The following is a 24508-nucleotide window of genomic DNA, read 5'->3' on the forward strand; positions in this document are numbered from 1 at the left end:
AGATACAATTTATTTGCTAAATAGAGTTTAATGTTCAATCAGACTGAAAATAAAATTAAAAAAAGAGGCTTGTATTTGATGCCCGGAATGGCAGCTAGTCCCAGAATATTCGAGTTAATCGATCTTTCTGATTCCTTTGACGTAGTTCATTTATCATGGGAGACTCCTCATCCCGGAGAATCATTACAAGATTATTCTAAAAGAATTTGTAAACGAGTTACCCATTCATACCCCATTTTAATTGGAGTTTCGTTTGGTGGTGTGCTGGTTCAAGAAATGGCAAAAAACATTGAATGTTTTAAAGTAGTAATTATTTCGAGTATAAAATCAAGTAAAGAATTACCCTTTGTTATGTCTCTTTCAAAAAAAACAAATGCTCATAAACTCCTTCCAACCGATTGGATTAGGAATCTTGAAAGTTTAGCTCTTTTTGTTTTTGGCTCTTCTGTTGAAAGAAAAGTTGATTTATATAAGAGATATCTTTCAGAACGAGATCCAGAATATCTTAAATGGGCTGTTCATGCGTTAGTTAATTGGAATCAAGAACAGTTTGATTCTGAGGTGATTCACATTCATGGGGAAAAAGACAGTATGTTTCCATTGAAAAACATCATTAAAACACCCTATCTTCACGTCGTCCCTAATGGAACCCATGCTATGATTTTAGCAAAGTCTAGTTGGTTTAATAAAGAGTTATTTAAATTATTACAATAAAACATATGAAAAATACAAACAGTTATTTTCTTATTCCTTTAATATTATTCGGTACAATTATCTTGCTAAGCTCCAATTTGATTGACTCAAAGAGTGCTTTTAATACCTATGGTGAAAGTGAACCGAGTAAGGTATATGCGTTAAATGTTTCAGACACCTATAGCTTTGCAGGAGAGACTGTGTTGCTCAACGAATCAGATCTTTACGAACGGATGGATAAGGAACTTTTAGTAAACACCTACTGGCAATCTAATATGCTGCTTCTTATTAAGAGGAGTAGCAAATATTTCCCCCAAATCGAGAAAATTCTCGAGGAAGAAGGAGTGCCTGAAGATTTTAAATATTTAGCTGTAATAGAAAGTGGCCTCGAAAATGTGAGATCTCCAGCCGGAGCTAAAGGTTTTTGGCAAATTATGAGAAGTACGGGTAAAGAAATGGGACTTGAAGTGAATTCTAATGTGGATGAACGATATAATATAGAGTTATCTACACGGGTTGCTTGTAAATATCTTAAGAAAGCGAAAGCAAAATTAGGATCCTGGACTCTAGCAGCTGCATCCTATAATAGGGGAATATCGGGGATCAGTAGGTTGCTCAAAAAACAACAAGTAGATTCATATTACGATCTATTGCTCAACAGTGAGACAAAAAGATATGTTTTTAGAATTTTAGCAGTTAAAGAAATACTTTCAAGACCAGAGGAATATGGTTTTTTCTTTGAAGAAAAAGACTTGTACAAAGCAGCACCTGTTACTACTATCAAAGTAGATACTGCAATAACAAACATTGCTAGTTTTGCTAAAACCATGGGAATGAATTATAAGCAAATGAAGATATACAATCCTTGGTTGCTACAGAATCATTTAAATAATAAGTCTAGAAAATTATACGAAATTACTATTCCTGAAATAAAAACAGAGGTGGGTCCTTAGATCCTTTTCATTTGCTGCTGCATCTGTTTTATTTGACCCGATAAAACGCCTTGTGTGTCAAGTTTTTTCGCTTTATTAAGCAAGAGAGTTGCTTCCCTCTTTCTTCTTTTCTGCATATAGATACCCGAAAGACTCAAATTAGCCATTGCTAAATCGGTATCCATTGCTAGGCCTAGTTCCAAAGATTTTTTGAAATATTTTTCTGCCTTTGTTAGGTTAGTTTGGGATAAAATAATTCCATGGAGGTAATTGTAATATCCTTGTTGTTTGCGCACTAGGTTTTTTTCTGGACTGGAAATACGATTCAACCATTTTAAAGTTCCTTCAAAGTTTTGTTTTCTCAACTGAAAAAAAGCAAGGATTATAAATTCATTTTTATAATAAAGTAAAATGAACATTCCAGCTAATAGTAGTAGAAAAATACCATTACCAATAGCACCCTCTATGAATTGAAATACGCTAAATGCAATAGTTAAGACTGCTAGAATAAGTTTTATGATTTTAGGAAACATGATGGTTGAATTTTTGCACAAAGTTAATAAAAACTAACGATTACTGGAGAATAATATGAGTTAACCATTAAATTTTGTGAGTTCAAATATTGAATTTATTCGAAGAAAATCACAAAAGTATTTTTTTGTAAAAATTTAATGGATTGTTTTTTAAAAAGACTTGTCTAAAATAAAACTTATCGTATATTTGCACACGCTTTGAAAAGCAAGACATAAGTCTTTATTCAAACTTTTATTTTATGAAAAGAACATTTCAACCCTCGAAGAGAAAGAGAAGAAACAAGCACGGTTTTCGTGAGCGCATGGCATCTGCTAATGGACGTAAAGTTTTAGCAAGCCGAAGAGCTAAAGGACGTAAAAAAATATCTGTATCTTCTGAGCCAAGACATAAAAAATAATGAATCAATTCATTTATATTTAAGGTGTTACTTTTTTTAAGTAACACCTTTTTTTATATATTATATTTAATTTAGACGTTTATGCCTAAAAAACAACACCTTAAGACAGTACTTATCATCGGATCTGGTCCAATTATTATTGGTCAAGCTTGTGAATTCGATTACGCAGGAACCCAATCTCTACGTTCTTTAAGAGACGATGGAATTACAACTGTATTAATCAATTCCAACCCGGCTACAATCATGACTGACCCTACAATGGCAGATCATGTATATTTAAAACCCTTAACAACAAAATCAATTATAGAGATTTTGAAAAAGCACGATATTGATGCTGTACTCCCTACCATGGGTGGACAAACAGCATTAAATTTATGTATCGAAGCTGATGAAAAAGGTATCTGGAAAGATTTTGGTGTAGAGTTGATAGGTGTAGACATTGATGCAATAAATATTACTGAAGATCGTGAGCAGTTTAAACAATTACTTAAAACAATTGATATTCCTGTTGCACCTGCAGAAACAGCAACTTCCTTCTTAAAAGGTAAAGAAATTGCTCAGAAATTTGGTTTTCCTATAGTAATTCGTCCTTCGTTTACTTTAGGTGGAACTGGAGCAGCTTTTGTTCATAATGCAGAAGAATTCGATGACTTACTTACAAGAGGTTTAGAAGCCTCTCCAATACACGAGGTACTTATAGACAAAGCACTAGTGGGTTGGAAAGAGTACGAACTGGAACTCCTTCGTGATAAAAACGACAACGTTGTAATTATATGTACGATCGAAAATATGGATCCAATGGGAATTCATACTGGAGATTCTATAACCGTTGCCCCAGCAATGACTCTTTCTGATACAACCTATCAGAGAATGCGAGATATGGCTATTAAAATGATGCGTAGCATCGGGGATTTTGCTGGTGGATGTAATGTTCAGTTTGCTGTAAGCCCGGATGAGAATGAAGATATTATTGCGATTGAGATTAACCCTCGAGTTTCTAGATCCTCAGCATTAGCATCAAAAGCTACTGGATACCCAATTGCTAAAATTGCAACTAAACTAGCGATTGGATATTCTCTTGATGAATTAGAAAATCAAATTACTAAATCTACTTCAGCATTATTCGAGCCGACTGTAGATTATGTTATTGTTAAGATACCGCGTTGGAACTTTGATAAATTTGAAGGATCTGATAGAACATTAGGGTTACAAATGAAATCTGTAGGGGAAGTTATGGGGATTGGAAGATCTTTCCAAGAAGCACTTCATAAAGCTACTCAGTCTCTTGAAATCAAGAGAAATGGATTAGGAGCAGACGGAAAGGGGTATACTGATTACGACCAAATTATTTCAAAGTTAACGTATGCTAGTTGGGATCGTGTATTTGTAATATACGATGCAATTCAAATGGGTATTCCTTTAAGTAGAATTCATGAAATCACCAAAATTGACCTGTGGTTTTTAAGACAATACGAAGAATTATATGCATTAGAAAAAGAGATTTCTAGTTATTCAATAGATACGGTTGATAAAGCTTTATTACTTGAGGCCAAGCAGAAAGGATTCGCAGATAGGCAAATTGCTCACATGCTAGACTGTATGGAAAGTGAAGTGTATAATTACAGATCTAAGCTTGGTATTCAAAGGGTTTACAAGTTAGTTGATACCTGTGCTGCAGAATTTTCTGCAAAAACACCGTATTACTATTCAACATTTGAAGAAAAGATGCAACTAAAGGACCAAGAGCCTTTTAGTGATAATGAGAGTGTTGTGTCTGACCGCAAAAAAATAGTTGTTCTTGGTTCAGGACCAAACCGAATTGGTCAAGGGATTGAATTCGATTATTGTTGCGTTCACGGTATTCTTGCTGCTTCCGAATGTGGTTATGAAACTATTATGATTAACTGTAATCCAGAAACTGTTTCTACTGACTTTGATGTAGCTGATAAATTATACTTCGAACCTGTTTTCTGGGAGCATATATATGATATTATTCAACACGAGAAACCAGAGGGAGTAATTGTTCAGCTAGGAGGTCAGACTGCTTTAAAACTTGCAGAGAAATTAGAACGTTATGGTGTTAAAATTATAGGGACTAGTTTCCAAGCTTTAGATTTAGCTGAAGATCGCGGAAGTTTTTCAACTCTTTTAAAGAAAAATAATATTCCTTATCCAGATTTTGGTGTTGCCGAAAATGCAGACGAAGCGCTTGCACTAGCAGATGAATTAGACTTCCCAATATTAGTTCGTCCATCCTATGTACTTGGGGGACAGGGAATGAAAATTGTAATTAACAAAGAAGAATTAGAAACTCATGTAGTTGATCTTCTCCGTAAAATTCCTAACAATAAACTTTTATTAGATCATTATTTAGACGGTGCTATTGAAGCAGAAGCCGATGCTATTTGTGATGGTGAAGATGTTTATATTATTGGTATCATGGAGCATATTGAACCTTGTGGTATACATTCTGGAGATTCTAATGCTACACTTCCTGTATTTAATTTAGGAGAATATGTTCTTCAACAGATTAAAGACCATACCGTTAAAATTGCAAGAGAATTAAAGACAGTTGGTTTGATTAATATCCAGTTTGCTGTTAAAAACGACAAAGTATATATTATTGAAGCAAACCCTAGAGCATCTCGTACGGTTCCTTTTATAGCCAAGGCTTATAAAGAACCTTATGTAAATTATGCGACTAAGGTAATGTTGGGTGACAAAAAAGTTAAAGACTTTAACTTCAATCCACAACTAGAAGGATATGCAATTAAGCAGCCTGTATTCTCATTTAATAAATTCCATAATGTAAATAAACAACTTGGTCCTGAAATGAAAAGTACGGGAGAGAGTATTTTGTTTATAGATAGTTTAAAAGACGATCAGTTTTACGACTTATATTCTAGACGTAAAATGTATTTAACTAAATAGTTTAAATACAGATTCTAAATTGTTTTAAAATGGGGTCAAATCCAACGGTTTCTTCAGGAAATACGTTTTGGAAGACCCCTTTTTTGATTAATTCATTTGGGGTTCCAAATTCCCATCGATCCTCTAAAAGGAGTAAGATTTTATCACATATTTGAATTGCACTGTTTAGATCATGACTAGTAAATAGCACGGTCTTTTTTTTATCCGCAACAATCCTTTTTATTTGTTTAAATAATACTGCTTTATTGTACAAATCTAGGTGTGTGCTGGGTTCGTCTAAAAGTAAAACCGAAGTATCTTGCGATAAAGCTCTTGCTAATACTATTTTTTGGAACTCACCATCACTCAAATTTTTCACCTTTTGATTAACGAGTTCGTTGAGATTTAATTCATCTATAATTTCTAAAACAAAAGCTTTATCGTTCTCGGAATGACTCCCAATCCAATTGGTGTGAGGTTGTCTTCCAAGTTGAATTACTTCTTTACCCAAAAGATCTCCATTAACTTTTCTATCGGTTAAAACAATACTTAAACATTGTGCTTTTTCTAAAAGATTCATTTCGTGAATACTCTTTTCATCGATCAATACACTGCCTTTAATTGGCTTTTCAAAGCCAGCTATTGTTTTTAAAAGTGTACTTTTTCCTATACCATTTCCACCTAAAACACCAATTAGGGACCCTTTTTCAATTTTCACATCAATATCAAAAGAAACTGTTTTAGTTTTTCCTCTTAAATTATAACCCGTGGTAAGATGGTTGATTTTAATCATAATTTAATTTCGTTGACGTAAAATAAGGAATATTATTAATGGGGCTCCAATTAGAGAAGTTATTCCATTAATTGGTAATACAGCAGCACTTCCGGGGAGCTGAGAAATAGAGTCGCAAATTAATAGTAACAATGCACCTCCTAAAAAAACAGCTGGAAGAATGATTTTATGATCCCTTGTTGAAGGAATTAATAATCGAATTAAATGAGGAGCAGCAAGGCCAATAAAGCCTATAGGGCCAACAAAAGCTGTTGTTGCTCCAGCTAATAAACTACTTGATATTACAATTAAATACCTACTTTTTTTGAGAGATACTCCTAGAGATTGAGCGTAGGTTTCTCCTAGCATTAAACTGTTTAGATTTTTTATTGCAAATACAGACATGATGAGTCCGATCATTATGAATAAACTCAATATTTTTAGCTCCGAAGTGTTCATGTTTCCTAAACTACCAAAGGACCAAAAAACATATTTTTGAAGTGCCTCTTTACTTCCAAAGAACATTAATATGTTTACAATTGCTGCCGTTAAACTTCCAAACATTAATCCTAAAATCAATAAAGAAGTACTGTTTTTTAATTTTAAGGAGGCTAAAAGAATTAAACTAAAAACACCGATACTTCCAATGCTTGCTGCAATCATAATTGCCCATCGAAAACCAACTTCACCCAAAGTAAACCATCCTCCAAATACTGAACTTCCCATTAATAGAATAGCTACACCTAAACTGGCTCCAGAACTTATTCCAAGTACGTATGGCCCTGCTAAGGGATTTCTAAAGTACGTTTGCATCATCAAACCACAAACGCCTAAACTTCCTCCTGTAAGTAGGGCGGTTATTGCTTTTGGAATTCTATAGTCTAGCAGAATATATTCGAAAGTTGGTTTTGTAGTTGGATACCCAAGGGTTATTTTTATAGCTTCCCATAAAGGAATGTCAACAGAGCCAAGGCCTAAATTAAAAATTATGCACAAAAAAAGCATTCCTATAAGGAAAGTAAAAAAGCCTTTATAATTTTTAAAATCATTCATTTAATGGAAGAAAATAATAGGGTGTATATGCTTTAGTAATTTCAGGGTAAAGATGATGAATTATGTCTTTTAAAACAACATCTGGTTTACACGCTCCTGATTCAAAGAATAAGACCCCTCCTGAAACCCCTACAGATTTTGAGTAGGTGAATATTTTATTGTTTTGGGTTGCTTTAAATTTTGAGTATAACGGATGTTCTTTATTTAGAACAGAGTAGGAGGTGTGTTGCCCTGGTGCAAACCAATAGTCAGCATTTTGTCCTTTTTCTAAAACAGATTCTACACTAAGTGCCAAACTACCTTTATTTAAATTATCACTCCATAGATAATTGGCATTTGCATCTTGTAAGAGTTTTGCTAAATAACTTTTACCGCCCGGTAAATACCAAATATCTTGATAAATAGAGCCAGCAATTACACTTGGTTTATGACTCAAATTAGACACAAGCGATTTGGCTTCGTTGTATTTCACTTTTATGTTTTTGAAAATGGAATCAGATAATTTGCTTTTTTGTAATAAAGCACCCAATACCTTAATCCATTCTGCTCTTCCAAGGGGATGATGTTCATTCCATTCTCCTATAAAAACAGTAGCGATTCCCATTTTATTGAAACGATCTAATGAGTTGTCAATTGACTCCACGCCAAAACTAAGAATCAAATCTGGATTTAATTCCAGCACCCGTTCTACATTCAATTGGTTACTCTTGCCAACGTCTGTTATTTCATTGTTTGCTATTCTTTTTCTAACTGTTGAAGAAGAAATGTATTTTGTTTCTGGAAATCCAACTAGTGTAGCCGTAGCATTTAACTCCTCTAGATAGGAAATATGGGTTGTTGAAGTAGCGATAATACGTTTTACAGGGGTTTTTATAAATCCATCATACACTATATTACTTGGAATTTTCCCTTTATTTGATGATAAAACATATCGGAATGTTTTTTGTGAATTAGGGAGGATGTCATTTATTGTAATAATCGTGAAAGCGTCTTTTTTTTCAATTGAAAAACCAGTAGCATATTCAGTAGAGATTGAAGTGTTCTTTTCTGGCTCAACAGAAGTGCAACCAACAAATAATAAACTCAGCAAAAAGTAATGATCGAGTAGTTTCACAACATCAAAATTACATCTAATTTTTAGTTTCATTAAAGTTGAATGATTTTATTTTTTATGAAATAAATATTATACTTTCGCGAAGTAATTTGGTTCTTGAATTTCAAGATTAAAAGGGAATTTGGTTAAAGTCCAAAACTGTTCCCGCAACTGTATGCTTTAGTCTCTTTTAGAGACTTTTTTAATGCTTCACCACTGTTCATTGAATGGGAAGGTCGTTAAGGAAAGTGAGTCAGGATACCTACCATTTTATAATGATTTAGAATCTTCGGGATAAAGATTTTGAACCATTTTTGTTGTTTATCCTTTTGTTATTAAACTTTATGTTGTTAAGAATTACACTTAGCTGTTTCTTGTTGTTGAATGCTTTTTTTGCCTTTTCTCAAGAAAATAAAATTGATCCGTTAGAAAAAATTACCCCAAATGAAACTGAACTCGAAGAAGTAGTCGTCGTAGATTCGCGTTTTGAAATTAAACGATCTCAATCTGGAAAAAATGTAATTAAAATTTCAGAAAAAGAACTCCGAGACTTCCAAGGAAACAGTCTTTCCGAATTATTACAAACCTATGGTGGTATCAATATAATCGGTTCCCGTTCTGCAGCAGGGCAGAATTTAAATTTTTCCATCCGAGGAGGACGTAACAGACAAGTGCTTATTTTAATTGATGGTGTTCGAGTTTCAGACCCTTCTAGAATAGATAATGACTTTGATTTAAATTATTTAAACCTCTCTGACATTGTTTCTATTGAAATAGTAAAAGGTGCTGCAAGTACTTTATATGGTAGTTCTGCTTCTACAGGTGTTGTAAATATAACTACTAAAAAATCGAATAAAGCTCTTGAGTTTAGTGTTGGATCTGTTGTTGGTTCTCATCAAGCTGCTAATGAGTCATTTGATAAATTTAGTTATCTCAGTAATTATTTAAACTTAAGCGGGACTAGAAAAAAACTAACATATAAATTCAATATTGCGAATCAAAATATTAACGGAATGAGTTCGGTTAGTAATGGAGATGAATTGGATCGTTTTAATCGTTCTAATATTGGAGTTCAATTCGGTAGGGATGGAGCTTCTTTTGATTGGAATTTATCTTATAACAAAGCTCACATTGCTTCTGATTACGATAATGTTTTTCCGGTTGAAGACTCAGATTTTGTTTTAATAACTGACTTAGAGCGGTTTTCCTGGAGTTCTTCATATTCTTATTCAAAGGGAAGTATAAATGCTACTTTTGGGATACAAAATACAGATCGAGACTTTCAGGATAGTTATCCTAGATACTTAGAAGCATCGAACTTAATGTTAGATGTTTATAACAAATATATTTTTAAAGAAAGACTTTATGCGATCGTCGGATATACGCATCAAAACTCTTCTTATGAAGGAGTCCCTTCGGTAAGTCAAAATGATGTTTATTTTAACTTGGTTTATTTATCGTCTTATGGTTTTAATTTAAACGCAGGAACCCGTTTAAATAAACATGAAACCTATGGAGATCATCTAACGTATAGTTTTAACCCTAGCTATTCTTTTAATCTAGCTAATGAAAATAGGTTAAAACTATTTTCATCATTAAGCTCCGCATTTATACCACCTAGTTTATATCAATTGTATGACTTTTATTCCGGAAATTTAGAATTAAAACCTGAAGAGAATACAACTTTTGAACTGGGTACAGAATGGTCAGATAATAAGAATACGAAAGCATCGCTAGTAGTTTTTAGAAGAACAGAAAATCCAACTCTTGTTTATGACTTTTCAACTTACAGATATGGAAATTCTGAAAGTGAATTAACTTACAAGGGTGTTGAATTTGAGTATCAAAATAAACTTTTTAATCTTGTAGATCTCCGCTTTAATTACACTTACAACGAAACAACAGGAGGTAATTTAATAAACCTTCCAAAGCATGCTGCGAGTGGTATTTTGGACTATGATGTTCATGATAGATTTCACGTAAACACAAGTATTCAGCACATAGGCACTAGGGCAAGTTTAAGTGATCTTGAATTAGAAGCATACACTTTAGTAGATTTAAAACTTACGCATACTTTTCTCAATCAAAGATTGAATGCGTTTTTAATATTATCCAACCTTTTTGATGCTGAATACATAGAAATTGAAAATTTCAGTACTCAGGGGCGTAACTTTAGAGTGGGTTTAATTTTTACTTTTTAAACAGCTGTCCAATTTTTTGTTGCGGGAATTCAATATGCATTCCGTTAGTGGATTCAAATATTGGATCTTTCATAGGAATTGCATCATCTCCTTCTGGAATAGTGTATTTTCCAGATCCAGAAATTTGGTTTAATGCAGTAGCTAAGAAAGGTTCCGTTGGATCACCAAGAACTCCAAGATTTGTTGAACTTTCAACTTGTGCTACATCTGGAATTAAACCTTCTGTATAATCAGCAAAACCTTCGCTGTTTGCTATTTTTAATACAATGGGTTGCATCGCGTATGTGTGGTTCGGGTTCTTTGTTCCATTATTGTCTATGTAGTCATACACGCTTATGGATCCTACATTTTTACCCACCGTTGTTCCACCTATTTGAATTACATTGATGTGGGGTGCCAGTCCGTTAATTAAAAGTTCACTAGCAGAGGCACTTCTGTTTGTTGTTAAAACATACAGATTAGTAAGGTTCAAGCTGGGAAGAGAACTACCATCCACAGTTACGTTTGAAAAATAGTTGTTCAATTCAAAATCATCATCAGGATCCGCATTGTTATTAATGTTGTTGAAGTATGCCATTAATTTTGAATTCCATATTTGTTGTGCAAAAATTTCGTCTGTAAATTGACCGGTGATCATACTTGCTAGATATGCGCAAGAACGAACAGAACCACCCCCATTATATCTAAGGTCGAGAACTAAGTCAGTAATGTTTTGAGATTCAAAATCAGAAAAAGTTTGAATGAGCTGATCATCAAAACCACTAACAAACTGATTGTACATTAAATATCCAACTCTTCTATCTCCTTGCTCAATAACTACATTTTTATGAATCGGATTTTCCTGAAAGTTTTCTACTTTATCAAGAATAATATTATCTGCAGTGCTAACAAAAGATTGGGATTCAGCATTATATTCAGCTAATCCAACGGTAATGGTCATTAAGCTGCCATACAAATACTCAACATAGTTGTCAACATTTAAAGTTCTCCCATTAATAGTAGTTATTAAATCTCCACGCTCAAGTCCTTTTGCAGCTGCATCGGATTCTGGCAATACATAGGTTACTACGGCAACTAAATCATTACAGTTAGCACATTGTCTTGTCACATAAAACTTCATTCCATTAGAAGCGGAAATACCGGCCAACTGGTTTTCTAAATCAACATAGTTTTCTTCAATCCAACTGAATCGATCGTCTGCATGATTTAAGCTATCAAAAAAATCAGAAGGAACAACTATCTCTCCTAAAAAAGCATTGTATTCTGTAGTGTTGTCAGTTTTTGAATCTGCAAGATCTTGGACATTCTCTTGCCAATAGTAATATTGATTCATCCCTTTCCAAATGTAATCGTTAATAGCAATGTTTGCTACCGGTTCCGTGGGAGTATGAGTTGTTGTTGAGGTTGTAGTCGTTGAAGCAGTAGTATCATCTGGAATATTAATTATTGCATCATCTCGATCTTCTGATGAACACCCAATTAAAAAAGCAGAAAAAACCAATATTAAGGTTACAAATGTTTTTTTCATTTCATATGGTTATGATAATCCGTATAAATTTAAGGAACTCTTTTGAATAATAATACTTTTTAAAATATATCCTTATACTTGTACTTTCAAAAAACATTCCAAATGAAGAATTCTCTACTTTTTATTTTTTTAATCTTAATTTCAAATCTAACTTCAGCGCAAGATATATTTGAAAAATATCAGAAAAATCCAGAAGCATCTTATTTAAGTGTTAGTCCTAAAATGTTTGAGATGTTGGGGAAATTATCGATCAATACTGGAGATGCTAATACGGATGGATTTATAGAAATGATTCAGAACTTAAAATCTTTTAAAGTTTTGAGTTCAAAAAGTATAGGTATAGCAACTGATATGGAGTCTTGGGTTTTATCTCAATTAGATCAAACCGATTTAGAGACAATAATGAACATTTCAGAAAAAGAAGTAGATGTTCAGTTTTGCGCTGTATATGGACCAGACGATTCTAAAGTAGAGCGGTTGGTAATGTTCGTTAAAGGAGCTCAGAAATATGCAGATCAAGAAGGTCTTAATTTATCTAATATAGATTATATACTTCTTTCTATTGAAGGAAATATCGATCTAAATCAAATAGCAATTTTGACAGAAATTGTTGATGTGCCCGGAGGTAATTTCTTGAAAGAGCTTAACTAGATTCCAGTATAGTTAAATGGAGTAATTTTTTTTAACTCCGCTTTAATCTTAGTATCAATTTCAAGTGCATCTATGAAAGTATGTAGTGAATCTTGATTAATTTCTTGATTAGTTCTTGTAAGTCCTTTAAGCGCTTCATACGGATTTGGATATCCTTCTCTTCTTAGAATTGTTTGAATGGCTTCAGCAACAACAGCCCAATTTTCACTCAAGTCTTGTTGAATTTTATCTTGGTTTAACAACAATTTACTCAACCCTTTTTTAGTAGATGAAAAGCCAATGAGAGAATGACCAAACGGGGTTCCAATATTTCTTAAAACAGTACTGTCTGTTAGATCTCTTTGTAATCTTGAAATAGGAAGTTTTCCAGCGAAATATTCAAAAAGTGCATTGGCAATTCCTAAGTTACCTTCGGAATTTTCAAAATCTATTGGATTTACTTTATGTGGCATGGCAGATGAGCCAACTTCTCCATCAAGAATTTTTTGCTTGAAATAATCCATTGAAATATAGGTCCAAAAGTCTCTGTCTAAATCAATTATAATAGTGTTTATTCTTTTGAGACAGTCGCAAAGTGCTGCAAAGTAATCGTAATGTTCAATTTGAGTAGTTGGGAAAGAGTGGTGTAAGCCAAGGCTGTTTTCAACGAAATTAGTACCGAATACTTTCCAGTCTGTTTCGGGATATGCTATATGGTGTGCATTGAAATTTCCAGTTGCTCCTCCAAATTTAGCAGCATTTGGAATTCCAATTAATGATTTTCTTTGGTGTTCCAGTCGATTTATAAATACATCAATTTCCTTTCCGAGTCTAGTTGGCGATGCAGGTTGACCGTGAGTTCGCGCTAAAAGAGGAACTTCCTTGTATTCCTCAGAAAGTGTTCTTAGGTCTTCAATTAAGCTATCCAGTTCTGGTAAATAAGCTTTTTCTAGAGCCTCTTTAATTGATAAGGGAATGGCTGTGTTGTTAATGTCTTGTGAGGTTAACCCGAAATGGATAAACTCTTTGTATTCTTGAAGTTCTAACTTATCGAATTCTTTTTTGATGAAATACTCAACTGCTTTAACATCATGATTGGTTGTTTTTTCAATTCCTTTGATTTCAAGAGCGTCATCCGCTGTGAAATGTTGATAAATTGAACGTAACTCTTCAAACAGCGAATGGTTAAAAGATTTTAATTGTGGAAGTGGAAGCTCACACAATGCAATAAAATATTCAATTTCAACTCTAACACGATATCGGATCAGTGCTTCCTCTGAAAAGAAAGGAGATAGATTTTTTGTTTTAATTCTATAGCGTCCGTCTATAGGAGATATTGCATTGAGGGTGTTAAGTTTCATAACTTCAAATTATGAGTCCAAAGATACGTTTCTTGAAGCAAACTTAAAATCAAATCGGTAGGATTTATCTAACGGTTGCCTTTAAACCGGGTGAAGTTCTTGGCAGTTCCTGCTCAATAAAAGAACTTAACTCCGTTTTAATCCATTCTTCGTGGTATTTGAAGAATATTATTGTTTTGAGTGCAAATGCTTTGGGAGCAATTTTTTTTGCCTCTAACAAAGTGCTGAAACAAAAATCCACAATAAGATCTATTTGCTTTTTTTCTAATAAACTTCTGTACTCTTCATTAACACAGTAATTGTAAAGTAATTTTGCGAAAGGTCTGCGCTTACTTTCATGTTTTTGATTTTGGAGTGCTTTTAAGAATTCATCGATGTACTTGTGTAAGTAGATGTGTTTTTCAATTAAAATTAAACGTTCTAAAACCCAAGAAGCCATAATGTTTTCTCTTTTTTGATTTTTAGAAAAACAAAGAGCAATTAACTCTGCTTCCAGTTCAGGTTTGTTTTTAATTAAATCGGAGCCTTTTTTTCGGTCTTCTATAGAAGCTGTGTACCCTAAAAGAGCTTCTTTAAGAGTAGCAGGATTCATGCTATGATTGTAAGATTTTAAATTCTTCGTAGCATCCGCTTATTGCTTCAAGAATTTGCAAATCATTAGCTTCTCTAATAAATGATTTTGAGTAATTGCAATTCCTTAATATCTCTTCAATGTTTACCAGGTCAATGCCGAGAAGTTGAATTAAAACCTGTCTGTCAAATTTTGAAGCCAAGAGATTTTTTATTTGGTCATCCGCGCGCATTTTTTTGAGTTTCCTCATTTGTTTTGGATTTTTACCAAATAGATTGTATAAGAAATCTGCAGGATTAAAAAGAGCACCAACAGCTTTAGAAATAGAAGATCGATTCCTGTTTCCTGCTTCATATCCGTTGCTTGGAAGTCCTTGAATTTGATATCTCCCTGCAGGATTTAGGGGAACGTTTTTAACGTCAATTGCAAGATATCCGGTTAGCTGATAGGGTTGAAGGATTACTTCTTCTAAAGCATAGGCTAAAACCGTTAATTTAAATTTAGGGTTTTCGAATTTGATCATATCTTGGGTAACCGCTACTTTGAGTGGTTTATATCCTAGATAAGAAAAATAGAGTGTATCGTTTGCTTTAGCTTCAATTTCAAAAACTCCTTTATCGTTCGAAATAGATCCAACGATGGTGTTCAGGTTGAGTACATGAACACTACTCATTACGTTTTCTGTAACCTCATTTTCTATAATACCTCTTAAGACTCTTCTTTCAGGATCTTGAGCATTAATTAATAAAGGAAATATCAAACAAAGTAGTAAAAGACTTTTGGATATCTTAGAAATCATAAATACAAAAATATAAAGAAAAACTTCGATCCCCAGTAAATATGTCTTTTTGTTATTAATTTAACAAAGACATATTATTTTCTAGACCTTCTTCCGAACCCTCCAGGCTTATTTCCTTTAGATCCGTATTTTGGTTTTGAGCCAGAATCTGATCTTCTAGAAGAACCGCTTGAACCTTCTCTTTTTGATTCTGGATTGTTGTCGAAACTTCTTCTTTTTCCTCGATCATAGTTGCCTCCTGATCCCCCAGATGAATTAAACTTTTTCTTGTAGCCGCCTCCACCAGAGTCACCACCTTTTCTAAAGTTTTTTCTTTTTCCGCCACCACCGCTTCTACCTCTTGGAGCTTTCTCTGAAACTTCTACGTTTATATAGCGTCCATTAAGCTGGAAATCTGTGAATTTAGCTAAAACTTTTTCTTGAAGACTGTTTGGAGTGTTGAAGAAAGAAAAGCTTTCCATAACATCTACATGGAAGATGTCATCTGTATCTATTTCGAGAGTTGCTTTTAGAAAATCCTTAAGAGCCATCCAGTTGTAGTCATCTCGTTCACCAACATTAATAAAGTATCTTGTACTTTCTTTTTTGTTGTGCTTTGTTTTTTCAGAAGGATTGTCTTCAAATTTACTATTTAGGTCTTTAGATTTTTTGTAGTAATTATGGAAACGAGCAAACTCAACAGAAACAAGACGTTGGATTAATTCTTCTTTACTTAGATCTTCTAATTCTGCCTCTACTTTAGGAAGGTAATTGAAAATATCGTCGTTTACGGTAGTATTTTTAATTTTCTGAGCAAGAGAATAGAGTTGAGTTTCACATATCTCCATTCCTGTAGGAATTTTTTTCATCTCTATGTTGAGTTGAATTTTTTTCTCTATGGCTCTAATTTTCCGTGATTCACTTTGTGTTACAATGATCATGGAAACTCCTTGGTTTCCTGCACGACCAGTTCTTCCACTTCTGTGTGTGTATGTTTCTATCTCGTCTGGAAGTTGATAGTGTATAACGTGCGTAATATTATCTACATCAATCCCTCGAGCTGCAACGTCAGTTGCGACTAGCATTTGAATTTGTTTGTTACGGAAAGATTTCATTACCAAGTCTCGCTGATTTTGACTCAGATCCCCATGAAGAGCTCCAGCATTATAGCCATCTTCAATTAGTTTTTCTGCTACGTTTTGTGTGTCTCTTTTAGTTCTACAAAAAACTACGGAGAATATATCAGGATTAGCATCGGCAAGTCTTCTTAATGCAGGATAACGATCTCTACCACTTACTTTGTAGTATTCATGACTTACATTTTTAGTTCCAGCATTTTTTGTACCAACGGTAATTTCTTCTGGATTGTACATGAATTTCTTTGCAATCACTGATACCTCTTTTGGCATTGTGGCAGAAAATAACCAAGTGCTTTTTTCGTCAGGTGTATGGGAAAGGATTTCGGTGATATCCTCAAAAAATCCCATATTAAGCATTTCATCAGCTTCATCAAGGACACAATATTCTATTTTAGATACATCAACCAGTCTTCTGCGAATCATGTCTTGCATACGTCCTGGGGTAGCAACTAAAATTTGAGCCCCTTTTTTTACTGCTCTAGCTTGGTCCGTTATACTTGCTCCACCATAAATGGCAACAACATTAACACCTTTAATATGTTTAGAGTAGTTTTTTAATTCTTGTGTAATTTGTAAGCAAAGTTCTCTAGTAGGAGATAAGATAAGTCCTTGAGTAGTTCTACTTTTGGAATCAATTTTTTGAAGCATTGGAAAACCAAATGCTGCAGTTTTTCCGGTTCCAGTTTGAGCTAAAGAAACTATATCAGTATCTTTCTCAAGTAGAATAGGAATCGCTTTTTCTTGTACTTCTGAAGGGGTTTCAAACCCCATGTCTTCAATCGCTTTTAATAAAGCCTCATTAAGACCAAGTTCTTGGAATGTTTTCATTGCCGCAAAGGTACTGCTAATAATTGAGTTAGTGTTTCTTTACGGCCTTTAAATAATTCATTTAATCTACTGACATTAAGTACTTTACAAAAAAACCGAACGCTTTAGCTCTGTGGCTGATTGTATTTTTGACTTTTTTATCTAATTCCGCAAAAGTTTTAGAGTAACCTTCAGGAATAAAAATCGGATCATATCCAAAGCCTCCAGCCCCTCTTTTTTCATGTATTATTTCTCCGCGAACAACCCCTTCAAATTGAGATTCTTTTCCTTCGATATTTGCAGCAATTATTGTTCTAAATTGACAACTTTTATTTTCTTTATTATCGAGTTCTTCCCAAACTTTCGCAATATTTTTTTCATTGTTTTTTTCTGCCCCAGCATACCGAGCTGAAAATACTCCCGGTTCTCCATTTAAAGTATCGATTTCAAGACCAGAGTCATCTGAAAAACAATTATAGCCATAATTATTTTTCACATAATCTACCTTAATTCTGGCATTTTCTTCCAAGGTAGTTCCTGTTTCTTCAATATCTTCTTGGCAGTTAATGTCGGTTAAACTTAAAATTTCAATTCCTTCTGGAACAATTTCTTTTATTTCTTTTAACTTATTGAGGTTGTGTGTAGCAAATACTAGTTTCATAATTTTTTTATCTATGGTGGTAGGGTTCGTTTTTTAATATAGTGTAGGCACGATATACCTGTTCTACAAAAAACAAACGTATCATTTGATGAGAAAATGTCATTTGAGACAGAGCTATTTTGGAGTTGTATTTTTGGTGTATTTTTTTTGAGAATCCATAGGGGCCACCGATTATAAAAATTAATCTTTTTGACCCTGAATTCATTTTTTTATTTAAAAACTCAGAAAAACCAACAGAGGAATATTCTTTCCCATGTTCGTCTAACAAGACGACAAGGTCAGAACTCTTTATTTGTTTCTCAATTAATTCTGCTTCTTTGTTTTTTTGTTGCTCTTGTGAAAGATTCTTGGCACCTTTTATGTCTGGTATAATTTGAAGGGTAAATTTGATATAGTGTTTTAAGCGATCCTGATAGTTTAATATTAACTTTTGAAGGTCATTATTATCAGTTTTTCCAATGCAAATTAACTGTATTTCCATAGATCAAATTTACTAAATCTAGATTTCACTTTTTGTTTTTATCTTTATTTAAATCGCTTCTTTTTTAAAAAAAACTTTTAAGCAATGAGAAGTTTACAGGGTATTAGTATTTTTGATGTATTCGAATGTTATGAAAGAAAAACTTAAACAAATCCCTTTACTAGGACCACTGGTTGATGCTTTGGAACTTATTAAGTTACCTGGTGGAAACGGATTTTCTTTTTATGATTTAATTCAAATGTACCTTTTGGGTATTGTAAGAGGAGCATTTACTGCCAGAGCAGGAAGTGTTTCTTTTAGCTTTTTTATGGCGTTATTCCCTTTTTTACTTTTTGTTCTAAATCTTATTCCATTCATTCCAATAGCAAATTTTGATTCGGTTTTATTAGAGTTTATAGAAGCTTTGCTTCCTCAAGACACCCATGTTTTTTTCACTTCAATTTTTCATGATATTCAAAGTAAACCCAGAGGTGGATTGCTTTCTTCTGTTTTTGTACTATCTGTTTTTTTAACAGCAAATGGTGTAAGTGCAATTTTCGGAAGCTTTGAAGAGTCCTACCATGTTAAGCTCACTCGTAATTTTTTTAGACAATATTTAATTGCAATTGGTGTGAGTGTTTTACTTGCTTTTCTGTTGTTGTTAGCAGTTGCTGTATTTGTGTTTTTTGAATTATATTTTCTAAGAAATTTATCGGATTATATTCCAGGCACATTCAATTGGATTCGAACGGGACAGCTATTCTTTTTTGTTGTTTTAGCTTATTTTTCAATTTCAACTTTATATTTCTTTGGTACCGTAGAGGGTAAAATAACACGTTTCTTTTCTCCAGGTGCATTCTTAACAACCCTTTTACTTATTGCAAGCACCTACCTTTTTGGTATATATGTTGATCGTTTTTCGAATTATAATCAACTCTATGGTTCCATTGGAGCTTTGTTGTTGTTTATGCTTTACACTTGGATTAATTCAATTCTTCTACTCTTAGGATTTGAACTTAATGCAACTTTAACAAGACTGAACAAACGTTCAAATCTAAAGAACTCAGAAAAATAATATTAGCTATGCACTTTTTTATTGATGTATTGCTGCCTCTACCATTACCGAAACCATTTACTTATTGGGTTACACAAGAAGAGTTTGATTATTTATCTCCGGGTTTTAGGGTTGGAGTTCCGTTCGGGAAAAGTAAAATGTACACAGGTATTATTTACAGAAAACATTTGGTTGCCCCTCAGACTTATGAGCCAAAAACCATCACAGAAATTCTGGATGAATACCCTGTAGTTATGCATCATCAAATAAAGTTGTGGGAGTGGATGTCTTCCTACTATTTGTGCTCAATGGGTTCTATTCTAAGGGCTGCTTTGCCTTCGGCCTTGTTGTTAACCAGTGAAACATTAATAAAAAAAAACACAGAAACTGAAGTAAATGAAGATCTACTTTCGGATGATGAATATTTAATTTATGAAGCACTTGATGAAAAAACATTGACTGTTGATGAAATCCGAAAAATAGTAGATCGAAAAAATATTTTTCCGTTAATTCAATCTTTATTAGAAAAGAATGTAATTCAGTCTTATCAAGAATTAAAAGAGAAGTTTAAGCCCAAACGTGTGCGTTATGTTCAAATCTCAGAATCTTATAGAACAGATGCTAAATTAGCATTACTATTCGATAAATTATCTAAAGCTCCAAAACAAAGCGCTTTGGTTTTAGGGATTTGTAGTCTTCAGCCCGATTTAACTCAGTGGACAAAAGTTAGATCCCTAATTAAACAATCTGGCTCGACAAGTGCAGCTTTAAAATCGCTTATTGAAAAAGGAATTTTAGTCGAGTCATTTTTCGAAGAAGATCGAATTCCCTATGAACCCAATTCAAAACGAGCTCTATCAGCATTATCTGATACACAAAAAATAGCTTTTGATGAAATAGAAAATGAGTTTAGTAAACAAGATGTTGTTCTACTAGAGGGGGTAACTTCCTCTGGTAAAACGGAAGTTTATTTTCAATTAATTGAAAAGGTTTTGTCTGAAGATAAGCAGGTTTTGTATTTGCTTCCAGAGATATCGTTAACCTCACAAATGATCCATAGATTACAAGCACGATTTGGATCAAAAGTAGTTGTATATCATTCTAAATTTTCTATTCACGAACGGGTAGAAGTTTGGAATAACATCCTAAACAAAGAAGATAAAGCACAAATAATATTAGGAGCTAGGTCTTCTGTGTTTCTACCATTTAAAGAGCTTGGGTTGGTTATTGTTGATGAGGAGCACGAAAGTTCTTTTAAACAGTTCGATCCTGCTCCAAGATATCATGCTCGTGACACAGCGATCGTATTAGGGAAAATTCAAGGGGCAAAAGTCTTATTAGGATCTGCAACACCAGCAATTGAAACTCGTTTTAATGTGGAGCGAAATAAATATGGTTACGCACAGCTTAAAACTAGGTTTGGTGGTATTTCTATGCCCATTATTAAATGTATAAATTTAAAAGAGGCACACAAGAAAAAAGAAATGTCCGGTTTTTTTTCGAAGGAACTGATTGAGTCAATTAAAGAGGTTTTAGAGAATAAAAAACAAGTTATTTTATTTCAAAATAGAAGAGGTTACGCACCTGTCATGGAGTGTTTTACATGTGGTCATATTCCTCAATGTACCAACTGTGATGTAACCTTAACTTATCATCAATATAATCAACAACTTCGTTGTCATTATTGTGGGTATCATATTGCAAAACCAGTTTCTTGTAGTGCTTGTGCTAGTCATACTTTGAATGTAAAAGGAATGGGTACTCAGCAAATAGAGGAACAGGTCGAGGAGTTGTTTCCCGATTACCAGGTTGCAAGAATGGATTGGGACAGTACCCGTGGGAAGCGTTCTTTTGATGCTATAATAGATTCTTTTACTCAAGGAGAAGTTCAAATCCTCGTAGGTACCCAAATGTTAACGAAGGGTCTAGATTTTAAGAATGTTGCTTTAGTTGGCGTTCTCAATGCAGATCCATTATTGAATTTTCCAGAATTTAGAGCTCATGAAAGAAGTTTTCAAATGCTGTCGCAGGTTGCAGGAAGGTCAGGAAGATCAAATGAACAAGGTCAGGTATTGATCCAGACTTTTACTCCCGAACATCCGGTTTTAATTCAAGTAATAAAAAATAATTATGATGCTCTGTTTAATTCTCAATTGCGAGAACGAAGGGAATATCAATATCCTCCATTTTATAGACTCATTAGAATAACTTTAAAGTCTAAGGATTACAATCAAGTTGATCAAGCGTCTCAATGGCTTGTTGGTGCATTAAATATTAATTTAAAAGGATCAGTTCTTGGTCCAGTTGACCCACCAATTTCTCGAGTTAGGAATTTGTATCACAAACAGTTGCTGGTTAAATTCATTGATAATTCAAGTCGTAATAAAGTAAAAGAAATAGTAGTTTCTTCTTTAAAAAGTTTTGAAGCAATTGGTGCTTACAGAAGTATCAGAGTTTCTGTTGATGTTGATCCTCAATAACGATTTAACCAAAATTCATTGAATAATTTTTTTTTCGACCTGCTCAACGGTATGTCTTTATTATTTAAATGTATAGTAGTTTGGGAAAAATTAATAACTTCTTCTGTATTGATAATAAATGATTTATGACATCTGAAAAAAAAATCTGTGGGTATATTTTTTTGAATTTTTTTCATTGAAGAAAGGACAATGAAGTTTTTTTTATGAGTGACAATTTTAATATAATCTCCCATTGCCTCAATCCATTGTATGGATGAAAGTTTTATGTTTTCGGTTTTAAGGTTGCATTTGACCTCAATACTTTTTCTTAGCTCCTGATTGATATGCTTATGAATATTTCCAATGTTTTTAACACGGTCTAAAGTTATTTCGAATCGGTCTGAAGTAAATGGTTTTTGAAGAAAATCTAAAATTCCAATTTCAAAGGATTTAACCGCGAGCCTTGATTTTTTTGAGGTGAAGGCAACTTTTTTTTGTAATCCGTGTTGGACTACGAAATTAAATGTTTTTTCTTCATTACCGGTGGGATCAATCACTATTAGATCGATGAACTTATTTTTGATTAACTCCTCTAGTTCATTAAGATCAGTGCATTCTTTTACAAGACTTAACTTAGAAATTTCTTTAAGTCTTTGTCTAATTTGATTGCGTTCGCCATCGTTTGGATCAAGAAGTAGGTAGTTTAGTTTCATGGAGTTTAATCGATCTCAAAGTTAAAATAAAATAATAAATATGTGTAAATGAGGTTAAAAAAGAATGGTAAATGTTTGTTATAACTATGTATTTGCTTATTTTTGCACACTTAAAATTATATAAATATGAATCATTACGAAACTGTTTTCATTCTAAATCCCGTTTTATCTGATGAACAGATAAAGGAAACAGTTAAGAAATTTGAGGACCTTTTGACTGGAAAAGGAGCCAAGTTTGTTAACAAAGAGGACTGGGGGCTTAAGAAATTAGCTTACCCAATTCAAAACAAAAAAAGTGGCTTTTACCACCTTTTTGAATTCACTGCACCTGGAGATGCTATTGCACCTCTTGAAGTAGAATTCCGAAGAGATGAGCGTATCATGCGATACCTTACGGTAAGTCTTGACAAGCATGCGATTGCTTGGGCAGAGAAAAGAGCAAAAAAATCTAAAGCAAAAGCCTAGTAGTTATGTCAAAAATTGAAGAACAATCTAAAGGGAGAAAAGAAGGAGAAATCCGTTATTTGACTCCATTAAATATCGAAACAAACAACAAAAAGAAATACTGTCGTTTCAAAAGATCTGGTATCAAGTATGTAGATTATAAAGACGGAGATTTCTTAATTAAATTTGTTAACGAGCAAGGAAAATTACTTCCTCGTCGTTTAACAGGAACTTCTTTAAAATACCAAAGAAAAGTTTCTGTAGCTGTTAAAAGAGCTCGTCATTTAGCTTTAATGCCTTACGTGGGTGATTTATTAAAATAAAAACTTAGATCAATGGAACTGATACTCAAAGAAGATGTACAAAACCTTGGATTTAAGGATGACATCGTAAATGTAAAAAATGGATATGGTCGTAACTTCTTAATTCCTAATGGAAAAGCAGTTATAGCTACATCGTCTGCTAGAAAAGTACTTGCAGAAAACTTAAAACAACGCGCTCACAAAGAACAAAAGTTAATTGATGATGCGAAAAAATTGCTAAAAAACTTCAAGGTTTTGAAATTAAAATCAAATCTAAAGTTGGTAGTGGAGATAAATTATTTGGTTCAATAGGTAGCCAAGATGTTGCAGATGCATTCGAAAGTAATGGTCAAGCAATTGATAAAAAGTTTATTACACTTCCTGGTAAAACAATTAAGCGTTTAGGAGCTTATGAAGCTACAGTTCGTATTCACAGAGCTGTTGTTGTACAAGTTGCTTTCGAAATTATTGCTGAATAAGTACTAGTTTTAATGCTAAAAAAAACAGCCCCACTTTTTTAGGTGGGGTTTTTTTATGGAATATAAACGACTATCAACAGAACAATTTGAAGCCCTTCATGAGGAATTTGCCAAGTTTTTGGCAACCAATTCTATTGATAAAAAGGAATGGGATCTTTTAAAATTAAATGAAATTGAGAAGGCTGAGGTTCTTCTCGATTTATTCAGTGATATGGTATGGAATGATATCTTAGATAAAGAACTTTTTATTGAGCATTTAAACCCAAATCACTTTTTTTTATTCGAGTGCTTGAAAGATGAAATTAACTTAATCCTCCTCAAATCTGAGGATCATACAATAGATTTTACAAGTCCAAGTGGTCTTCAATGGGTTCAAGATAATTTTCAGTCTGAATCACTTTCTTTATTCCAATCTTCAAAAACTTATTCAAATCGAAAACAGGAAATTTTTGATCTAATTCAAAAAGGTGGGAACATAACAACGGGTACTTACTTTAAAAGTATCAGTTCTTTTCTTTCAAATCCTAGTTAAAAATA

General features: G+C 33.3%; 23 protein-coding genes, 1 pseudogene and 1 riboswitch. Of the genes and pseudogenes, 12 read left to right on the top strand and 12 right to left on the bottom strand.

Annotated features, from left to right (window positions below; genetic code table 11):
- Window positions 1-30: 30 nt before the first annotated feature.
- Both NG655_RS03665 and NG655_RS03670 read left to right on the top strand, forming a co-directional pair.
- Window positions 31-714, top strand: coding sequence for an alpha/beta hydrolase family protein (locus tag NG655_RS03665; RefSeq protein ID WP_252157993.1), 684 nt, complete (start codon window positions 31-33; stop codon window positions 712-714).
- A 5-nt stretch (window positions 715-719) separates the two neighbouring features.
- Entirely contained in the window at window positions 720-1646 is a 927-nt protein-coding gene (locus NG655_RS03670; protein ID WP_252157994.1) for a lytic transglycosylase domain-containing protein, read from the top strand.
- Here the strand turns inward: NG655_RS03670 and NG655_RS03675 are convergent.
- Entirely contained in the window at window positions 1643-2158 is a 516-nt protein-coding gene (locus tag NG655_RS03675; RefSeq protein WP_252157995.1) for a DUF2892 domain-containing protein, read from the bottom strand. The two genes, NG655_RS03670 and NG655_RS03675, sit on opposite strands and share 4 nt — an antisense overlap.
- 239 nt (window positions 2159-2397) lie before the next feature.
- On the opposite strand from NG655_RS03675, the gene rpmH reads away from it, so the two are divergent.
- Both rpmH and carB read left to right on the top strand, forming a co-directional pair.
- On the top strand, window positions 2398-2556 hold the full coding sequence (rpmH, locus tag NG655_RS03680) for a 50S ribosomal protein L34 (protein WP_252157996.1): 159 nt from the start codon (window positions 2398-2400) through the stop codon (window positions 2554-2556).
- 81 nt (window positions 2557-2637) lie between these two features.
- On the top strand, window positions 2638-5487 hold the full coding sequence (gene carB, locus NG655_RS03685; protein WP_252157997.1) for a carbamoyl-phosphate synthase large subunit: 2850 nt from the start codon (window positions 2638-2640) through the stop codon (window positions 5485-5487).
- A gap of 1 nt (window position 5488) precedes the next feature.
- Here the strand turns inward: carB and NG655_RS03690 are convergent, their stop codons facing one another.
- The 3 genes from NG655_RS03690 to NG655_RS03700 are packed head-to-tail and all read right to left on the bottom strand — an operon-like array spanning window position 5489 to window position 8438.
- Window positions 5489-6259, bottom strand: a complete 771-nt coding sequence (locus NG655_RS03690) for an ABC transporter ATP-binding protein (protein ID WP_252157998.1) — start codon at window positions 6257-6259, stop codon at window positions 5489-5491.
- A 3-nt stretch (window positions 6260-6262) separates the two neighbouring features.
- Entirely contained in the window at window positions 6263-7291 is a 1029-nt protein-coding gene (locus NG655_RS03695; RefSeq protein ID WP_252157999.1) for an iron ABC transporter permease, read from the bottom strand.
- The gene (locus NG655_RS03700; RefSeq protein WP_252158000.1) at window positions 7284-8438 is read right to left on the bottom strand and encodes an ABC transporter substrate-binding protein; all 1155 of its coding nucleotides are present in this window, start codon (window positions 8436-8438) and stop codon (window positions 7284-7286) included. The genes NG655_RS03695 and NG655_RS03700 overlap by 8 nt, the downstream gene beginning before the upstream one ends.
- A 40-nt stretch (window positions 8439-8478) precedes the next feature.
- Window positions 8479-8668, top strand: a riboswitch (cobalamin riboswitch).
- A gap of 60 nt (window positions 8669-8728) precedes the next feature.
- Here NG655_RS03700 and NG655_RS03705 point away from each other — a divergent pair.
- The gene (locus NG655_RS03705; RefSeq protein ID WP_252158001.1) at window positions 8729-10585 is read left to right on the top strand and encodes a TonB-dependent receptor plug domain-containing protein; all 1857 of its coding nucleotides are present in this window, start codon (window positions 8729-8731) and stop codon (window positions 10583-10585) included.
- Here NG655_RS03705 and NG655_RS03710 read toward each other — a convergent pair.
- The gene (locus tag NG655_RS03710; RefSeq protein WP_252158002.1) at window positions 10575-12113 is read right to left on the bottom strand and encodes a S41 family peptidase; all 1539 of its coding nucleotides are present in this window, start codon (window positions 12111-12113) and stop codon (window positions 10575-10577) included. The genes NG655_RS03705 and NG655_RS03710 overlap by 11 nt on opposite strands.
- A gap of 102 nt (window positions 12114-12215) precedes the next feature.
- On the opposite strand from NG655_RS03710, the gene NG655_RS03715 reads away from it, so the two are divergent.
- On the top strand, window positions 12216-12764 hold the full coding sequence (locus NG655_RS03715; protein ID WP_252158003.1) for a DUF4252 domain-containing protein: 549 nt from the start codon (window positions 12216-12218) through the stop codon (window positions 12762-12764).
- Here NG655_RS03715 and purB read toward each other — a convergent pair.
- From purB to rlmH, 6 genes are all read right to left on the bottom strand, one after another.
- Window positions 12761-14104, bottom strand: a complete 1344-nt coding sequence (gene purB / locus NG655_RS03720) for an adenylosuccinate lyase (RefSeq protein WP_252158004.1) — start codon at window positions 14102-14104, stop codon at window positions 12761-12763. The two genes, NG655_RS03715 and purB, sit on opposite strands and share 4 nt — an antisense overlap.
- Window positions 14105-14168: 64 nt before the next feature.
- Window positions 14169-14696 carry a hypothetical protein gene (locus NG655_RS03725; RefSeq protein ID WP_252158005.1) on the bottom strand — a complete coding sequence of 176 codons (528 nt, stop codon included), beginning with the start codon at window positions 14694-14696 and terminating at the stop codon, window positions 14169-14171.
- Window position 14697: 1 nt separating this feature from the next.
- Complete coding sequence (locus NG655_RS03730; RefSeq protein ID WP_252158006.1) at window positions 14698-15474, bottom strand: carboxypeptidase-like regulatory domain-containing protein; 777 nt, start codon at window positions 15472-15474, stop codon at window positions 14698-14700.
- Window positions 15475-15548: 74 nt separating this feature from the next.
- Window positions 15549-17420 carry a DEAD/DEAH box helicase gene (locus tag NG655_RS03735; protein WP_252158007.1) on the bottom strand — a complete coding sequence of 624 codons (1872 nt, stop codon included), beginning with the start codon at window positions 17418-17420 and terminating at the stop codon, window positions 15549-15551.
- 61 nt (window positions 17421-17481) lie between these two features.
- The gene (locus NG655_RS03740; RefSeq protein ID WP_252158008.1) at window positions 17482-18060 is read right to left on the bottom strand and encodes a non-canonical purine NTP diphosphatase; all 579 of its coding nucleotides are present in this window, start codon (window positions 18058-18060) and stop codon (window positions 17482-17484) included.
- A gap of 7 nt (window positions 18061-18067) precedes the next feature.
- Window positions 18068-18541: a 23S rRNA (pseudouridine(1915)-N(3))-methyltransferase RlmH gene (rlmH, locus tag NG655_RS03745; RefSeq protein ID WP_252158009.1), complete on the bottom strand. Its 474-nt coding sequence runs from the start codon at window positions 18539-18541 to the stop codon at window positions 18068-18070.
- A 130-nt stretch (window positions 18542-18671) separates the two neighbouring features.
- On the opposite strand from rlmH, the gene NG655_RS03750 reads away from it, so the two are divergent.
- Both NG655_RS03750 and priA read left to right on the top strand, forming a co-directional pair.
- Window positions 18672-19595: a YihY/virulence factor BrkB family protein gene (locus NG655_RS03750; protein ID WP_252158010.1), complete on the top strand. Its 924-nt coding sequence runs from the start codon at window positions 18672-18674 to the stop codon at window positions 19593-19595.
- An 8-nt stretch (window positions 19596-19603) separates the two neighbouring features.
- Entirely contained in the window at window positions 19604-22054 is a 2451-nt protein-coding gene (gene priA, locus NG655_RS03755; RefSeq protein WP_252158011.1) for a replication restart helicase PriA, read from the top strand.
- On the opposite strand, the gene NG655_RS03760 is transcribed toward priA, so the two are convergent.
- Window positions 22048-22746 (bottom strand): LytR/AlgR family response regulator transcription factor, encoded by a 699-nt coding sequence (locus tag NG655_RS03760; protein WP_252158012.1) that lies wholly within the window; start codon window positions 22744-22746, stop codon window positions 22048-22050. The genes priA and NG655_RS03760 overlap by 7 nt on opposite strands.
- Before the next feature lie 126 nt (window positions 22747-22872).
- On the opposite strand from NG655_RS03760, the gene rpsF reads away from it, so the two are divergent.
- The 4 genes and pseudogenes from rpsF (at window position 22873) to NG655_RS03780 (ending at window position 24503) form a co-directional block, all read left to right on the top strand.
- A complete protein-coding gene (gene rpsF, locus NG655_RS03765) occupies window positions 22873-23211 on the top strand; it encodes a 30S ribosomal protein S6 (RefSeq protein WP_252158013.1) in 339 nt (112 codons plus the stop codon).
- Between the two features lie 5 nt (window positions 23212-23216).
- The gene (gene rpsR, locus NG655_RS03770; RefSeq protein ID WP_252158014.1) at window positions 23217-23513 is read left to right on the top strand and encodes a 30S ribosomal protein S18; all 297 of its coding nucleotides are present in this window, start codon (window positions 23217-23219) and stop codon (window positions 23511-23513) included.
- A gap of 12 nt (window positions 23514-23525) precedes the next feature.
- Window positions 23526-23971 (top strand): annotated as a pseudogene (gene rplI, locus NG655_RS03775) (50S ribosomal protein L9).
- 55 nt (window positions 23972-24026) lie between these two features.
- Window positions 24027-24503, top strand: coding sequence for a DUF6495 family protein (locus NG655_RS03780; RefSeq protein ID WP_252158015.1), 477 nt, complete (start codon window positions 24027-24029; stop codon window positions 24501-24503).
- Window positions 24504-24508: the final 5 nt, after the last annotated feature.

Origin of the sequence: Candidatus Arcticimaribacter forsetii, assembly GCF_910589745.1 — a bacterium.
Classification (GTDB): Bacteria; Bacteroidota; Bacteroidia; order Flavobacteriales; family Flavobacteriaceae; genus Arcticimaribacter; species Arcticimaribacter forsetii.

Bases quoted from the DNA above. Each gene is read 5' to 3' on its own strand.
- NG655_RS03665 (WP_252157993.1), top strand. From the start codon at position 31: ATGTTCAATCAGACTGAAAATAAAATTAAAAAAAGAGGCTTGTATTTG.
- NG655_RS03670 (WP_252157994.1), top strand. From the start codon at position 720: ATGAAAAATACAAACAGTTATTTTCTTATTCCTTTAATATTATTCGGT.
- NG655_RS03675 (WP_252157995.1), bottom strand. From the start codon at position 2,158: ATGTTTCCTAAAATCATAAAACTTATTCTAGCAGTCTTAACTATTGCA.
- rpmH (WP_252157996.1), top strand. From the start codon at position 2,398: ATGAAAAGAACATTTCAACCCTCGAAGAGAAAGAGAAGAAACAAGCAC.
- carB (WP_252157997.1), top strand. From the start codon at position 2,638: ATGCCTAAAAAACAACACCTTAAGACAGTACTTATCATCGGATCTGGT.
- NG655_RS03690 (WP_252157998.1), bottom strand. From the start codon at position 6,259: ATGATTAAAATCAACCATCTTACCACGGGTTATAATTTAAGAGGAAAA.
- NG655_RS03695 (WP_252157999.1), bottom strand. From the start codon at position 7,291: ATGAATGATTTTAAAAATTATAAAGGCTTTTTTACTTTCCTTATAGGA.
- NG655_RS03700 (WP_252158000.1), bottom strand. From the start codon at position 8,438: ATGAAACTAAAAATTAGATGTAATTTTGATGTTGTGAAACTACTCGAT.
- NG655_RS03705 (WP_252158001.1), top strand. From the start codon at position 8,729: ATGTTGTTAAGAATTACACTTAGCTGTTTCTTGTTGTTGAATGCTTTT.
- NG655_RS03710 (WP_252158002.1), bottom strand. From the start codon at position 12,113: ATGAAAAAAACATTTGTAACCTTAATATTGGTTTTTTCTGCTTTTTTA.
- NG655_RS03715 (WP_252158003.1), top strand. From the start codon at position 12,216: ATGAAGAATTCTCTACTTTTTATTTTTTTAATCTTAATTTCAAATCTA.
- purB (WP_252158004.1), bottom strand. From the start codon at position 14,104: ATGAAACTTAACACCCTCAATGCAATATCTCCTATAGACGGACGCTAT.
- NG655_RS03725 (WP_252158005.1), bottom strand. From the start codon at position 14,696: ATGAATCCTGCTACTCTTAAAGAAGCTCTTTTAGGGTACACAGCTTCT.
- NG655_RS03730 (WP_252158006.1), bottom strand. From the start codon at position 15,474: ATGATTTCTAAGATATCCAAAAGTCTTTTACTACTTTGTTTGATATTT.
- NG655_RS03735 (WP_252158007.1), bottom strand. From the start codon at position 17,420: ATGAAAACATTCCAAGAACTTGGTCTTAATGAGGCTTTATTAAAAGCG.
- NG655_RS03740 (WP_252158008.1), bottom strand. From the start codon at position 18,060: ATGAAACTAGTATTTGCTACACACAACCTCAATAAGTTAAAAGAAATA.
- rlmH (WP_252158009.1), bottom strand. From the start codon at position 18,541: ATGGAAATACAGTTAATTTGCATTGGAAAAACTGATAATAATGACCTT.
- NG655_RS03750 (WP_252158010.1), top strand. From the start codon at position 18,672: ATGAAAGAAAAACTTAAACAAATCCCTTTACTAGGACCACTGGTTGAT.
- priA (WP_252158011.1), top strand. From the start codon at position 19,604: ATGCACTTTTTTATTGATGTATTGCTGCCTCTACCATTACCGAAACCA.
- NG655_RS03760 (WP_252158012.1), bottom strand. From the start codon at position 22,746: ATGAAACTAAACTACCTACTTCTTGATCCAAACGATGGCGAACGCAAT.
- rpsF (WP_252158013.1), top strand. From the start codon at position 22,873: ATGAATCATTACGAAACTGTTTTCATTCTAAATCCCGTTTTATCTGAT.
- rpsR (WP_252158014.1), top strand. From the start codon at position 23,217: ATGTCAAAAATTGAAGAACAATCTAAAGGGAGAAAAGAAGGAGAAATC.
- NG655_RS03780 (WP_252158015.1), top strand. From the start codon at position 24,027: ATGGAATATAAACGACTATCAACAGAACAATTTGAAGCCCTTCATGAG.